At 72.4% G+C, this 14,056-nt stretch carries 12 protein-coding genes; 3 read left to right on the top strand and 9 right to left on the bottom strand.

The window, feature by feature from the left end; translation table 11 throughout:
- The first annotated feature begins 106 nt into the window (after positions 1 to 106).
- The gene (locus R9X44_RS31620) at positions 107 to 1,165 is read left to right on the top strand and encodes a cytochrome P450 (RefSeq protein ID WP_319818015.1); all 1,059 of its coding nucleotides are present in this window, start codon (positions 107 to 109) and stop codon (positions 1,163 to 1,165) included.
- 60 nt (positions 1,166 to 1,225) lie between these two features.
- On the opposite strand, the gene R9X44_RS31615 is transcribed toward R9X44_RS31620, so the two are convergent.
- The 5 genes from R9X44_RS31615 to R9X44_RS31595 are packed head-to-tail and all read right to left on the bottom strand — an operon-like array spanning position 1,226 to position 7,686.
- Positions 1,226 to 2,638: an aldehyde dehydrogenase family protein gene (locus R9X44_RS31615; RefSeq protein WP_319818014.1), complete on the bottom strand. Its 1,413-nt coding sequence runs from the start codon at positions 2,636 to 2,638 to the stop codon at positions 1,226 to 1,228.
- The gene (locus R9X44_RS31610) at positions 2,635 to 3,756 is read right to left on the bottom strand and encodes an NAD(P)/FAD-dependent oxidoreductase (protein WP_319818013.1); all 1,122 of its coding nucleotides are present in this window, start codon (positions 3,754 to 3,756) and stop codon (positions 2,635 to 2,637) included. Before R9X44_RS31610 ends, R9X44_RS31615 begins: the two co-directional genes overlap by 4 nt.
- Positions 3,756 to 5,219: an aldehyde dehydrogenase family protein gene (locus R9X44_RS31605; RefSeq protein WP_319818012.1), complete on the bottom strand. Its 1,464-nt coding sequence runs from the start codon at positions 5,217 to 5,219 to the stop codon at positions 3,756 to 3,758. The genes R9X44_RS31610 and R9X44_RS31605 overlap by 1 nt, the downstream gene beginning before the upstream one ends.
- A complete protein-coding gene (locus R9X44_RS31600; RefSeq protein WP_319818011.1) occupies positions 5,216 to 6,484 on the bottom strand; it encodes an acyl-CoA dehydrogenase family protein in 1,269 nt (422 codons plus the stop codon). Before R9X44_RS31600 ends, R9X44_RS31605 begins: the two co-directional genes overlap by 4 nt.
- Positions 6,481 to 7,686 carry a flavin reductase gene (locus R9X44_RS31595; protein ID WP_319818010.1) on the bottom strand — a complete coding sequence of 402 codons (1,206 nt, stop codon included), beginning with the start codon at positions 7,684 to 7,686 and terminating at the stop codon, positions 6,481 to 6,483. Before R9X44_RS31595 ends, R9X44_RS31600 begins: the two co-directional genes overlap by 4 nt.
- 153 nt (positions 7,687 to 7,839) lie before the next feature.
- Between R9X44_RS31595 and R9X44_RS31590 the strand changes: the two genes are divergently transcribed.
- The gene (locus tag R9X44_RS31590; protein ID WP_319818009.1) at positions 7,840 to 8,646 is read left to right on the top strand and encodes an IclR family transcriptional regulator; all 807 of its coding nucleotides are present in this window, start codon (positions 7,840 to 7,842) and stop codon (positions 8,644 to 8,646) included.
- A gap of 66 nt (positions 8,647 to 8,712) precedes the next feature.
- On the opposite strand, the gene R9X44_RS31585 is transcribed toward R9X44_RS31590, so the two are convergent.
- From R9X44_RS31585 to R9X44_RS31570, 4 genes are all read right to left on the bottom strand, one after another.
- A complete protein-coding gene (locus R9X44_RS31585) occupies positions 8,713 to 9,420 on the bottom strand; it encodes a hypothetical protein (RefSeq protein ID WP_319818008.1) in 708 nt (235 codons plus the stop codon).
- 2 nt (positions 9,421 to 9,422) lie between these two features.
- Positions 9,423 to 10,844 (bottom strand): MmgE/PrpD family protein, encoded by a 1,422-nt coding sequence (locus tag R9X44_RS31580; protein WP_319818007.1) that lies wholly within the window; start codon positions 10,842 to 10,844, stop codon positions 9,423 to 9,425.
- A complete protein-coding gene (locus R9X44_RS31575) occupies positions 10,841 to 11,659 on the bottom strand; it encodes a cyclase family protein (RefSeq protein ID WP_319818006.1) in 819 nt (272 codons plus the stop codon). Before R9X44_RS31575 ends, R9X44_RS31580 begins: the two co-directional genes overlap by 4 nt.
- 157 nt (positions 11,660 to 11,816) lie before the next feature.
- Complete coding sequence (locus R9X44_RS31570; RefSeq protein WP_319818005.1) at positions 11,817 to 12,473, bottom strand: class E sortase; 657 nt, start codon at positions 12,471 to 12,473, stop codon at positions 11,817 to 11,819.
- A gap of 169 nt (positions 12,474 to 12,642) precedes the next feature.
- Here R9X44_RS31570 and R9X44_RS31565 point away from each other — a divergent pair, with 169 nt between their 5' ends.
- Entirely contained in the window at positions 12,643 to 13,971 is a 1,329-nt protein-coding gene (locus tag R9X44_RS31565; RefSeq protein ID WP_319818004.1) for a hypothetical protein, read from the top strand.
- Positions 13,972 to 14,056: the final 85 nt, after the last annotated feature.

Raw genomic sequence — 14,056 nt, 5'->3', positions numbered from 1 at the left:
GGATGATCCGTATTCGGCTTATCGGCGGTTGCGGGAGAGTGCGCCGGTGCTCAGGTCTTCGGATGGGGCGTTGGTGTTGTCGCGGTATGCCGAGTGTGATGCGGCGTTGCGGCATCGGGGGTTCGGGAAGGGGGACGAGCAGCTGGGGTTCGCGATGGCCGCCGAGGTGGGGGAGGAGGTGCGCAAGGCGCGGGAGCGGTATGGGCGGACCATGCTGATCACGAATCCGCCGGAGCACACGCGGTTGCGCAGGGCCGTCAGCAACGCGTTCACGACAAGGCATGTCGAGGAGTTGCGGCCGCAGATCGCGCGGCGTGCGGACGAGCTCCTCGCCGAGCTCGCGGGCAGGCCCGGGGCGGACTTTCTTGAGGGGCTGGCGTTGCCGCTGCCCGTCAACGTCATCTCCGATCTGCTGGGGGTGCCCGAGGAGAACCGTGGGACGTTCACCGCGCAGGTGCGGCGGATGATGTCGCTGATGGAGCCCGACGAGGGGATGGACGGGTTCCGGGCCGCGATGAAGGCGCGCGAGGAGCTGGGCGACTACTTCGGGGAGCTCCTCGAGGACAAGAGCGCGCGTCCGGGCGACGACCTGCTGTCCCGGCTGGCGACCGCGCCCGAGGACGTCAGGCTCACGCGGGACGAGATGATCTCGACGGCGCTGCTGCTGTTCACCGCGGGGTTCGTCACCACGACGAACCTGCTGGGCAACGCCGTCCACGCGCTGTTCTCCCGGCCGGACCAGGAGGCCGCCTTGCGGGCGGACCCCGGGCTCGTGCCGTCGGCGGTCGACGAGTTCCTCAGGTTCGACTCGCCCGTCCAGATCGACCTGCGCGCGGTCCTCGAGGAGACGGAGTTCGCCGGGGCGCGGATGCTGCCCGGCCAGGTCGTCGTGACGGTCATCGGGGCCGCCAACCACGACCCGGCGATCGCCGAGCGGCCCGACGAGCTCGACGTCACGAGGAACGCGCCCGTGCACCTGTCGTTCGCCTCGGGGGTCCACTTCTGTCTCGGGGCGCACCTGGCGAGGGTGGAGGCCCAGGTGGTCCTTGAGCGGCTCTACAGCGCCGCGTACCCGTCCCTGGAGCCGGCCGGGGAGCCCGTCCGCTCGGCGGGCCTCGCCCTGCGCGGCTTCGCCCGCCTGCCCGTCACCCTGACCCGCGCCTGACGGAAACGGCCCGGCGTCCGCGATGAGGCCGCAGACGCCGGGCCGTGCTCGATCAGGCTTCTAGACGGGGTAGGCGGCCGCGCCCATGCCCGCGCCGCCCGCGCGGAACGCGGCGGGGAGATGGATGGCACAGGTCTGGGTGTATTCGGCGATGCCCTCGTCGCCGTACTCGCGGCCGAAGCCCGAGCGCTTGACGCCGCCGAAGGGCGCGCGCAGCGCCATGCCGGTCCTGCCGTGCGTGTTGACGAAGGTGAACCCGGCCTCGAACCGGCGCGCGAACGCGAACGCCCGCTCCTCGTCGGCCGACCACACCGACGCGCCGAGGCCCAGTTCGCCCGCGTTGGCCCTGGCCAGGACGTCCTCTTCGTCCCGGTAGGTCAGCACGGGCACGACGGGCCCGAACTGTTCCTCCGCGACGACGGGCGAGGCGTCGTCAAGCCCGGTGAGCAGCGTCGGCCGCACATAGTGCCCGCGTGCCACGTCCACCGCGACCCGCCCGAGCGGCACCGGCGAGCCGAGCGCCGCAAGGGCCCGCAGCCGCGAGGCCGCCGCGGCGCTGATGACGGGTCCGACCGTGGTCTCCGGATCGAGCGCGTCGCCCAGCACGACGACCCTGGCCGCCGCCGCGACATAGGCGTCGCGGAACTCCGCGTACCTCGCCTCGGGCACGTACAGCCGCTTGGCCGCCATGCAGACCTGGCCCGCGCTCTGGAACGAGCCCATGACGAGCCGGTCCATCGCCGCGTCCGAAAGGTCGGCGTCATCGAGGAACACCGCCGGGTCGTTGCCGCCGAGTTCCAGCACGGCCGGGGTGATCGCCTGTCCGGCGAGCGCCCCGATCGCACGGCCCGCGGCCTCGCCGCCGGTGAACGCGACCTTGCGCACCAGCGGATGGGTGACCAGCGCCGTGCCGGTCTCGACCTCGCCGTGCACGACGGTGACGAGCCCGTCGGGGAACCGCGCGAGGATGCGCGCGATCGCCAGCGGCGCGAGCGGCGACGGCTTCACCACGATCGTGTTCCCCGCCGCGAGCGCCGGGCCGACCTTGAGCATGGTGAGGATGACCGGCGCGTTCCACGGCGTGATCGCGCCGACCACCCCGAACGGCCGCCGCCGCAGCAGCAGCCGCCCGGACGGGTCGTCGGTGTGCGCGTCGGCGAGCACCTCGGCCGCCCGGGAGGCGACCCACCGCAGGTAGACGCCGGCGAAGCGGATCTCGCCCCGGCAGTCGCCGAGCGGCTTGCCGCTCTCCCTGGCCAGCAGCTCGGCGAGGGCTTCATCGTCCTCGAGGCTGCCCGCGACCCGCTCCAGCACCGCGACCCGGTCGGCGACCGGGAGCGCGGCGAACTGGCGCTGGGCGGCGTCGGCCCGGGCGACGGCGGCGGCGACGTCGTCGGGCGAGGCGGTCTTGACCTCCCCGACGACCTCGCCGATCCGTCCGGGGTTGTCGACCGCGATGACCGTCCCGCTCACACGTCCACCGTCCGCAGCGACGCGATCATCGAGGTCCGCAGCAGATGCGCCCGCGCGCGCACGGGGTCGCCCGCCAGCTCGCGCAGCCCGGCCTTGTGGCTGTCCGGATCGCGCAGCTGCTCCCAGTTGGAGTGCGTGATCTTCTGTACGTAGGACTCGGCGACTTCCCTGCGCCTGGCGCACGCCGCGTCGAGCGCGTCGAGATCCCCGAGCGCGGCGGTGACGGCTACAGCGTCATGAATTCCGCTGTTCAGGCCCATCCCGCCGAGCGGGTTGTTGACGTGCGCGGCGTCGCCGACGAGCACGACCCGCCCGGTCCTGAAGTCGGCCGCGACCCGCTGGTGCACCCGGTACAGGGTCGAGTGCGCGACCTTCCACTCGACGTCGACGACCCCGCGCAGCCGCTCGGGCAGCCTGGCCAGCTCGACCTCGTCGGGGGTGTCCTCGGGCGTCGGGAACAGCACACGCCAGTGGTCGGGCGTGCGCAGCAGGACGAGCCATTCCTCGGGGTCGAACACGTAGTTCACCGCGGCGATACCGTGGATCAGCGCCTCAAGGTCCTCCTCGGTGGAGGCGACGAGGAACCGTTCGGGGTAGGTGATCCCCTCGAACTGCACGTTCAGCGCCTTGCGCACCCGCGAGCTCGCCCCGTCGGCACCGATCAGCCAGTCGCCGGTGTACCGGGTCCCGTCGGCGGTGATGGCGGTGGCGGTTCCGGCGTCCTGGACGACGTCCACGACGGGCGCGTCGAAGACGACGTCGCCGCCCTCGGCCCGCAGCATGTCGAGCAGGATCGGGGTCAGCTTGCTCTGCTCGCACTGCACCCGGTACGGGTACGGGGTGTCGCCCGCGAGCAGCCGCATGTCGAGTTCCGCGACGACGCCGCCGCGCCGCTCCCGGTACTGGAACGTGTGCGACACGAGGCCGCGTTCCATCAGCCGGTCGAGCGCGCCGAGTTCGGCGAGCATCTCCAGCGTCGGCGGGTGGTAGGTCGAGGCGCGCGACTCGGCCGCGAGCCCCGACCCCGCTTCGAGGACGGTGACGGCGAACCCGCGCCGGGCGAGCCCGACGGCCGCGGTGAGCCCGACGGGCCCGGCCCCGGCGATGACGACGCGCATCACGCCTCCCGCGAGTGCAGCGCGAAGCCGCCCTCGGTCCCGACGACGCGGGGGTTGGTGAAGAACCGCAGGGTCTCGGCGGTGCCCTCCTCGCCGAGGCCGGACCGGCCCCAGGCGGGACGCGGCGCGAACAGGTGGAGGCTCATGATGCTCGACCCGTTCACCTTGACCTCGCCGGCCCTGACCCGCCGCGCGACGGCAAGCGCCGCGTCCTCGTCGGGCCCGAACACATAAGCCTCGAGTCCGTAGGCGGTGCCGTTGGCGAGCGCCAGGGCCTCCTCGACGGTCCCGTAGGCGTGGACCGTCGCGACGGGCCCGAAGATCTCCTCGACGGCCTGCTCGGGAGGCACCCCCGTCACGAGCGACGGAGACAGGAAGTTGCCTTCCTCGGCCACCTTGAGCGCGGTGTGGACGGTCCCGCCCAGCGCGGCCCGTTGCGCCTGCACAAGCGCGCGGTGCGCGGAGTGGACGAGGGGTCCGTAGTCGGTGGACTCGTCAAGCGGGTCTCCCGGCTTGAGCGTGGCGAGCCTGTCGAGGACGGCGGACACGATCGCGTCGTGGTCGTCGGCCGGGACGATGAGGCGGCCCAGCGCGCGGCACCACTGGCCGTTCAGCGTGGTGAGCAGGTCGACGGCGGCGCGCGCGGCGACCTCGATGTCGGTGCCCGGCAGGATGACGAGGGGGTTGTTGCCGCCGAGTTCGAGCTGGACCGGCTTCACCCCCGCCCCGCACGCGGCGGCGACGGCCGCGCCGCCCTTGGCCCCTCCGGTGAACGACACCGCGCGGACCCGCGCGTCGAGCGTGAGCTTGCCGCCCACCGACGCGTCGCCCTGGACGAACTGGAACACCCCGTCCGGGACGCCCGCCTCACGCAGCGCGGCGTCGATGACCTCGGCCATGAGCTGGCTGCCGTAGGGCACGTACTCGCTTGCCTTGAGGATCGCGGGGCAGCCCGCGGCGAGCGCGTTGGCGACCTTGTGCGCGCCCATCGGCGCGGGCGCGTTCCACGGGGTGAGGCACAGGGCAGGACCCCACGGGAGAAGCAGCACCTCGGTCTCGCGGCCGTCCTCACGCTGGAGCTTGCGGGTCAGCCAGCCTTCGCGCAGCTGCCCGGCGGCCAGCAGGAACGACCCGGTGATGATCATGCCGAGCGGGAGGGTCTGCCGGATCGGCACCCCCGTCGCGAACGACTCGAGCGCGGCGATCTCGGCGACGCGCGGCGCAAGGGCTGCGGCGACGGCCTCAAGGGCGGTCGCGCGCGCCTCCGGCGAGGTCGCGGCCCAGGCGTCCTGGACGGCGTCGGCGGCGGCAAGCGCCTCCTCGACGCGCGCGGCGGAGGTGGCGAGGGCGGGCCCGAGGGCTTCACCGGTCAGCGGGTTCTCGCGGACCAGGGCGAGTTCTACCTCGGCGTCCCGCCACCGCCCGGCGACGAGGTCGCGCAGCGGCGCGGGCGTGACGGTCACGAGTTCACGCTCGCGAAAAGCTCGTTCTCCCGGTCGTCGGTGATCATCGAAGCCGCCTCCAGCCTGCCCCGCTCGGGCGGGAACGTCATGACCAGCGCCATCGCCAGGTCGCGCAGGCCGCGGCCGATGACCCCGTCCATGGTGGCGGCGGACGTGCCGCACGCCTTGAACGCGCCGACGACGACGTCGAAGCACGCCTCGGAGATGCTCCCCTTGGCCATGCGCCACTGACGGTACACGTCGGACTTGGGCAGCAGCGGCGGCTCGGAAGTCTCGAGTTCGAGCTGGCGGCGCAGCCAGTGGTAGGCGGTCTCCAGGCGCTCGGTCATGTCGCCGATGATCACCTGGTGCATGGGGGAGCTGGCGATGGACTTGCCGCTGTCGGCGAACCGCTTGGTGGTCAGCCGCTCGAGCGCGTGGTCGTAGACGCCCTGGGCCGCGCCAAGGTAGGTCGCCATGATGGCCAGCTGGTTGCCGACGAAGCTGCCGCGGCTCATCTGGAGCATCTTCACGAACGAGCCGGGGACGGTCAACGCGTCCTCGGCCGGGACGAACACGTCGGTGAGGGTGATGCCGTCGTTGGCCGAGGCGCGCATGCCGAGGCCGTTCCACTTGTCGCGCGACGCGACGCCCGGCGACTCGCGCTTGACCAGGAACAGCGAAAGGCCGCCCGCGTCGGTCGTGCCGGCGACCTTGGCCGTCACCAGGTAGACGTCGGCGACGCCGGTCGCGCAGCCGAAGGACTTGACGCCGTTCAGCTTCCAGCCGCCCTCGACCGGCTCCGCGCTCGTCGCGATGGCGATGTTGGCGCTCGAGCTCTTGACCTCCTCGCTGGCGAAGTTCGCCAGCCACGTGCCGCCCGCCATCGAGGTGAGGACGCGCTTGGCGAACGCCTCGACCACCGGGTTCTCCTCCTCGGAGAACAGCCCGGCCTCGATCGCCTCGAGCGGCAGCAGGCCGCGCGACGCGCTCGTGTTGTGGAAGAAGTAGGCGAGCGCCGTCGACGGGCACGCCGAGCCGAGCGTGAAGGTCGCCCCCGCGAGGTCGCGCAGGCCGCCGCCGAGCCCGCCGAACTCCTCGGGCACGATCAGGCCGAGGATGCCCGCCTCGCGCATCAGCGCGACGTGGCCGATCGGGAACTCGCCGAGCTCGTCGGCCTTGGCCGCCGCCTCGCGCAGCGCGGGAAGGACGCTCTCGACCTTCTCCATCCGCGCCCTCTCGGCGTCGGTGAGGGTGGTGAGCAGCCTTTCGGCGATGAGTGTCATAAGGAGGTCCTTCCGAGTCGATAGGTACGGCCGGGCAGGGGAGACCCGCACGCCGTCTCCAGGTCGGCCGCTGCCGCGACCAGGGCGTCCCGGTCGGCGGCGCTTGCCACGTCCAACCGGGTCGCGAGGAAGAGCACGTCGACGGCGCACAGGCCGTCGTCGAGCCCCCCGAGGGTGACGTCGAAGTGGCGCACACCGCTCTTCATGGCGGTGAGCGCGTTGGCCAGGCCGAGCCCGGCGTGTTCGGCGAGCCGCACCCGCACCGGCACGTCCCCGGCGACGGAGACGGCGTCGCGCAGCAGCTCGCGCAGGTTCAGCGGGGACGCGGGCTCGTCGCCCTCGTCAAGGGCGATCTCGTCGCAGCCCGCGGCGACGAGATCGGCGACCGCCCCGATGGAGGCGTCGCGGCGGTCCCGCGCGAACGCGTCGGGAATCCGGCCGACGGCCTGGGCGCCCTTGGCGCGCGCGGCGGTGACGAGCCTGCCCGCGCCGTCGGCGTCCCGGTACAGGAACTCGACGGTCCCGGTGTCGGGCAGCGCGTCGGGGACGTCGAGGGCGTCGACCAGCGCGGACGCCGCCGCCGCGTCGGGATCGGCCGCGCCGACCCGCGTGCGCAGACCCGCTTCGCGGACCCGGCGCAGCAGCTTGGCCGACGGCAGCCCGCGCCGCTCGAGCGCGGCGGCCAGGCCGGTGTCGGCGAGGCCGATCTCGGCGGGCAGCGGGTCGGCGAGCTGGCCCCAGGAACGCGAGTGGAACAGCAGCGGGCTGGTGGCCCGCGGCGTGTCGGCGGCGAGGACTTCGCCGACGAAGATCGTGTGATCGCCCCCCGGGTAGGCGTGTACGACCCGGCAGTCGAGCCAGCCGAGCGCGTTGCCGAGCACGGGCGCGCCGGTGACCGCGGTGGCCCAGTCGCCGCCCGCGAACCGTTCGGCGGGCGCGGCGCGTCCGGCGAAAGCCTGCCCGAGGTCCGCCTGGTCGCGGCCGAGGATGCTGATGCCGAACAGTCCGCTCTCGGAGATGAGCCGATGGCTGTACAGCCGCTTGTCCAGGCACACGAGGACGAGCGGCGGATCGAGGCTCACGCTGGAGAACGAGCTCGCGGTCATGCCGTGCCAGGTCTCACCTGCCGTGGTCGTCACCAGGACCACGCCGGTGGGCCACTGGCCGAGCACGGATCTGAAGGTCTCGGCGTCGACCGCCACCTGAGCCCCCCTCGTTTCGCTTATGGAAACACTGTCCCGCAGAAGGTAACAACGCCCGCGAGTCGGTGTCAACGCGTTTCCCGTGACGTTTCCCATAAGGAAACGTTCTGTCCTACACTGCCTCCGTCGGATCATCTGAGGAGGAGCTGAACCGTGCCGAGGACCGCGTCGAAGACCGGCGACGAGCCGGAGGGCCAGAGCCGCTCCATCGCCGCCGTGGAGCGGGCGATGGACGTGCTGCTGCTGTTCGGCCGCAGTACCCGGCCCGATCTGGGGGTGACGGAGATCGCGACCGAGCTCGGCCTGACCAAGGCCGCGGTGCACCGCATCCTCACCGCGCTGCGCAGCAAGGAGCTCATCACCGTCGACCCGGTGACCCGCCGCTACGCGCTCGGCCACGCCGCGATCTCGCTCGGCCGCGCCTACATGGCAAGGATGGACCTGCGCGCGATGGTCGGCCCGGAACTGCGGCTGCTGTCGCGCCAGACCGGCGAGACCGCGACGCTGTCGGTGCGCCGCGGCGACACCCGCATGTACGTCGATCAGGCGGTGCCCAACCAGGAGCTGCGGATGGAGGTCAGCCTCGGCATCCCCTACCCGCTGCACGCGGGCAGCTCCTCCAAGGCGTTCCTGGCGTTCCTGGACGAGGCCGAGGTCTCCGGCTATCTCGCCCGCCACCCCCTGAACGCGCTCACCGACAAGACGATCGTCAGCGAGGAGTACCTGCGCGCGGAACTCGCCAACATCCGCAGGCGCGGCTACGCGACCTCGCTGGGCGAACGCCAGGAGGGCGCCGGCTCGATCGCCGCCCCCGTGTTCGACCACGACGGACGCGTCCTGGCCGTCCTCAGCGTCTCCGGGCCCGCGACGCGGTTCAAGAGCCACATGAAGGAGTACGCGCCCCTGCTCATCGCGGCGGCGTCCCGGGTGTCGGCCCAACTCGGCTTCCCCGAGCGCTGAGCGCCCGCCGTGCTTTCGCGCGGCGGGCGGGGACACCCGCGCCGCCGCGCCGCCCGCGCGCACCGGTCAGAGGTTGGCGCCCGGCTTGAGCACGCCGAGCACCGCAGCGATGAGGACACTTGCCCAGATGCCGAACACATAGGGCACACAGCCGTCGATCGAGCGCTTCAGCGCCGACTCGGTCTCCGGGGTGCTTCCGTGCTGCATGAGCGAGGCGAACGCGGGGCCGAACGGCCGCAGCGCGATCCTGATGCCGAGGCCGCACGCGATCGCCAGGGCGTAGAAGAACACCTTGCCCGCGAGCCACTTCGGCTCGGTGGTGACGCCGAACGGCTCGGCCGCGAAGAACGTGTACGCGGCCATGCCGAACAGCGCGGTGATCAGCGTGATCCGGATCGTCCAGTCGGTCTTGCGCACCCACGGGAACCTGCCGTGCGTCCTGTGGTCCACGATCGTCGCGGCGAGCCAGCCGAACGCGAACAGCCACGTCAGCACGACAAGGGGCCAGGCGAAGATGTCGTGGCCGCCGATGTTCGCGCCGTGCGGGTCCATCGCCATCAGCGTGACGCCCGACGGCAGGAACAGCACGAGCGTGATCTTCGGCCCGAGGTCGAGCCCGCTCATGATGTTCAGCGCCGTCGCCCGGGACGCGGGCGCGAGATCGGGTTTCAGGACGAACCGGCTCGAGTAGTACACGCCGAGGTCGCCGCCGAGCCAGAACACGAACAGCACGATGTGCAGGACGATCCACCAGCCGTACGGATGTGGTCCCATGGTCAGTCTCCGGAGGTGAGGGGGCCGACGCGCGGCGCGTCGCCGAGCCCGGTGACCGCCGCGGCGAGGGCCTCGGCGGCGGGTTCGCCTACCGCGCGGGCGGCGTTGAGCAGGAACTTCGCGCGCAGGTCCGCGGCGGGCAGCGGGTGGCCGGGGCCGCCGCGCGAGGAGTCGACGCGGTGCTCGAGCACCGAGCCGCCGCGGGTGGTGACCCGGACGACCGCGGCGAAGGCGTTGGGGAAGATCTCGCTGGCCCGCTCGTCGGCGAAGCAGGTCACCTTGGCCGCGAGGTCGAGGCGGGCCGGGTCCTGGTGCGCGCCGTCGGCGAAGTCGTCAAGGTAGACGCCTAGGCCGCCGCCGCCGAGCAGCGCGGTCGCGACGGTGAACGGGCCGGAGAACTTCGCGTGGTAGGCCGAGCGCGGCCGCGCCTTGTCCTCGGGGGGTTCGGCGACGGTCCGCAGCGTCGGCGCGGGGAAGCCCGCCTCGATCGCGACGACGTCGGCGGGGTCGAGGCCCTGCTCGCGCAGCGCGATCGCGCAGTCGATCGCCGGGTGGGTGAAGTGGTTCGTCGGATACGGCTTGTAGACCGTGCGGGTGGTCTCCCAGCGCTCGCCCAGGCCGTCGAGCAGGGCCGACGCGTCGTAGACGCCGCTCAGCCACGCCTGGAAGAACCCGAACCTGCCCTCGATGACGGTCGGCGGGCCGGTGACGCCGTGCGCGGCGAACGCCGCGGCGGCGACGCCCCCGTGGGCCGCCCATCCGCAGTGCACGCGCTTGACCGTGCCGCCGGTCCGGTTGGCCTCGAGGACGCCCGAGCCCATGCTCGCGGCGATGCCGACGGCGTCGGCGACGCCCCCGGCGTCAAGGCCGTAAAGGAGGGCGGCGGCGGTGGCCGCGCCGAGCGTGCCGCAGATGGACGTGGCGTGCTGGCCGCGCTCGAAGAACGTCGAGTTCCGCAGGCCCTTGTCATAGGAGGCCATGCCGAGCCGGTTGCACACCTCGATGCCCGCGGCGACGGCGGCGAGCAGGTCGCGGCCGCTCGCGCCGACCTCCTGCGCAACGGCCAGGGCGGCGGGCACCACCGACGCGCTCGGGTGCAGCACCGAGGGCAGATGGGTGTCGTCGAAGTCGAGCGCGTGCGCGTAGGTGCCGTTCACCAGCGCCGCGTTCGGCGCGGGCAGCACCACGTCGGTGCCCAGCACCTCGGCGGCCCCGCCGGACCCCCACGTGGAAACGGTCCTGAGGACGGCGTTTCCCGGGTCGGTCTCTGACGTTTCCTCCGCGCGTCCGGCGAGGCAGTTGCCCGCCACGTCAAGGATGCGTTCGGAAACGTCCTTGGCGACGGCGGCGGGGATGCCCTCGTCCCGGCAGGCCGCCGCGAACTCCGCGAGGGCCTGGACCTGCGTCTTCGGCGCGTCACTCATCGGGAAACCCCCGCGTTCTCCGCGGCGGTCGCGGGGAGGACCGCGAGGGGGCGGACGGGGGCGCCGGTCGCGCCGACGATCGGCAGCGGGTTCAGGACGAGAAGGAACTCGCGCGCGCCGGACTCGAGGAGGGGGAGCAGGCGCATCGTCTCGATGATGTTGATGCCCGACTCGACAAGCAGGATGCGGTGGACCGGCAGGAGCGCGTGGCCCTTGCCGGGGGCGAGGTGCTCGAACGCGATGGTCTCGCCTCCTGCGGCGCGCACGCCGAGCCCGGCGAGCCACTTGCCCGCCGCCGCGCCGGGTCCGGGGACGCCGTCGCGCGCGCCGATGAACTTCTCGGGCTCGTGCCAATGCCGCGACCAGCCGGTGCCGATGAGCACCACGTCGCCGGGGTTGATGGTGAGCCCAGATGCGGCGCGTTCCAGGTCGTCCACGGTGATCTCGTAGCCCGCGGGCAGCACCGGGACGCCGTGGACGGCGGCGACGTCGAGCAGGACGCCCCTGCCGACATAGGGGGTGAAGGAGTCGATGCCGCCTTCGGCGAAGCCCCGGTGGTCGGCGACGGCGGGGGAGCCGCCGTGCACGAGGCCGTCCTGGGAGACGTGGGCGAGCGCGTCGACGTGCGTGCCGACGTGCCCGCCGGTGATGATGATCTCGTTCGACGCCGAGCCGCCGTCGGCCCGCACCATGTCGCCGTGGCGGCGTTCCAGCAGCATGCGGAACGGGGGATGGTTCGGGGACTGCGGCATCCCCGTCTGCATCGGCTGGGCCAGGTCGAGGACCGTGGCGCCGGCCAGATCGTTCCACAGCACTGTCAGTCGGCTCCTTCTCGCGGGGCGGGTGGACGCCGGGAAACCACCCCGGGGTCGCGAATGGAAACGACGTTACACGGTGGGGAACACGTTGGGAAAGGTGTGCGGCGTCTCCCCGGGGGTTTCGCCAGGGGAAACCGCGCTGTGCGGCTCGGCGTCAGGCTGACGCGCGGGATTCGGTGCGGGCGAGCTCGGCGAAGATGATGAGCCGGTAGGCCGCCGAGAACTTCGGGTGGCAGGTCGTCAGCGTGAGATACGCCTTGGTGGCCTTGGCCCCCGGCTTGCCGGGAACCGGGGCGAGCACCGACATGTCGGTCGGCAGCACGATCTTTGACGACGTCATCCGGTACACGTAGGTCCGCGTCGCGGTGTCGATGAGGATCTGGTCGCCGGGCACGAGCTCGCCGAGCTTGTTGAACGGGGCCCCGTACGTGGTCCGGTGGCCGGAGAAGACGCTGTTCCCCTTCTGCCCCGGCATCGGGGTGCCCGGGTAGTGGCCAGGCCCCTTGGCGAGGTCGGCGTTGGTGACGCCCTCGACCGCCGCGTAACGCCAGCCCTCGAAGCGCGGGATGCGCAGGACGGCGAACGCGTCGCCCCGGTCGGGCGCGGCCTCGACTAGGCGCGGCTTGCCTGGCTGCTGGGCGGAGGCGACGGTCGTCTGTTTGCGCCACAGCGCGTCGAGGTCGTCGTTGAGGCCCTTCTGGGCCCTGCGCGTGTAGTCGTCGGTGCCCCACAGGAGGTGCGCGACGAGGAGGGCGAGGATGAGGCCGGCGGTGACACAGAGCTCCGCGACCAGGCGAACGACGGTGCGCATGTCGTGGGACGGTAGCCGGATGTCCCGCGAATGGGAAACGGCGATTCGTTGAATGAAACGTTTGCGTTTCGCCTTCGTCCCCGGCCTTGACACCGGTCCCTTGCTGGCGGTTCGCTAGGCGCACTTGCGAAACTTCGTTTCCCCTAGCGAAACATCGGAGCCCATTGCCGTGAGGAAGAGACAGGCCGCGCTGCGGGCCGTCATGGCCGGGACTACCGCGGTCGCGGCAAGCACGGTCGCGGCGGCCGCGCCCGGCGGGTCGGCCCTCGCGACGGACGGCACTGTGACCTACCAGTGCAAGATCTTCAACAAGACGTTCACGTACGCCGCGGAGATCAAGGCGAGCGGACCGCCGTCCCCTGCCGGGGTGGGCGACACCGCAAGGATAGAGGCCGACTTCTCTCCTCTGCCAGCCGTCGCGCCCCTGGACATCGAGTCGTGGAGCACCTCGGTGAAACTCCTCGCCTCGGGTTCGCAGACCGGGTCGTACGACATGACCGGCGGTCAGCGCAAGGGACCCGTCCCCAAGGGCGAGAAGCTCCCGATCGGCGAACTGTCCGCCGACGTGCCCCTGTCGACGGGCGGCACGGTCAAGTTCCGGCCCGGCAAGCTCGTCATCACCGCGACGTCCTTCGGCATCAGCGTCGACATCAACTGCACGCCCAAGGGGAAAGCGGCGGTCATCTACCAGCTGAAGGTACGCGGCGAGAGCGCCCCGGTGACCCTGCTGGCCGACCCCGTCACCGTCGCGCCCGGCACCCCGATCACGCTCAAGGGCTCGGGCTGGAAGAAGGGCCCCGTCGCGATCCACCTGTGCGACGCGGCGGGCAAGGCGTGCTCCGGCGAGAACCTCGACGACGTCACCGCGTCCATCGACGACGCGGGCGACCTCCTCGGCTCCGCCACAGTCAAGGCAGGGACCGCCGACGGGACCTACAAGCTGAAGGTCATCCGCGACCGCACCGCCAAGCTCGTCACCATCCAGGTGAAGACCGAGGTCGCGCCCGTCGACCCCTGCGAGGGCCAGGAAGCCGACAAGTGCACCACCCAGGACGTCACGGTGACCGTCACCGGCGGCCCGCTCACGCTCGCCAAGGAGCAGGGTGAGGTCGTCCTCACCCCGGTCACCCTCGACGGCACCAACAAGACCGCCACCGGCGCGCTGCGCGCCGTCACCATCGCCGACGCGCGCGGCGCGTCCACCGGCTGGACCCTCGTCGGCACCCTCACCGACTTCACCGGCCAGGCGGGCGCGGTCATCGCCGCGGGGAACCTCAGCTGGACCCCGCGCTGCGGCGCGCAGGCGGGCTCCACGCCGGTGATCACCGGGAGTCCCGGCGCGCTCGGCGAGGGCGGGGCGCTGCTGTGCTCCACCGCCGACAGCACCGCGGGACCCGTCGGCGGCACCTACGAGGCGGGCGCGGACCTGTCGCTGAACGTCCCGGCCGCGACGGCGGCCGGCGAGTACGACGCGATCCTCACGCTCACCCTCTCCTGACCCCCGCCAAGGCCCCTCCCGACCCCCGCCCACCCCGACCCCCCCGAAGACTCCCCGCTGGGCGAACGCGCCCGCCCGGCGGGGC

The organism is Actinocorallia sp. A-T 12471 (assembly GCF_033875155.1).
Lineage (GTDB): Bacteria > Actinomycetota > Actinomycetes > Streptosporangiales > Streptosporangiaceae > Actinocorallia.
This window is presented reverse-complemented; position numbering and strand designations above follow the sequence as displayed.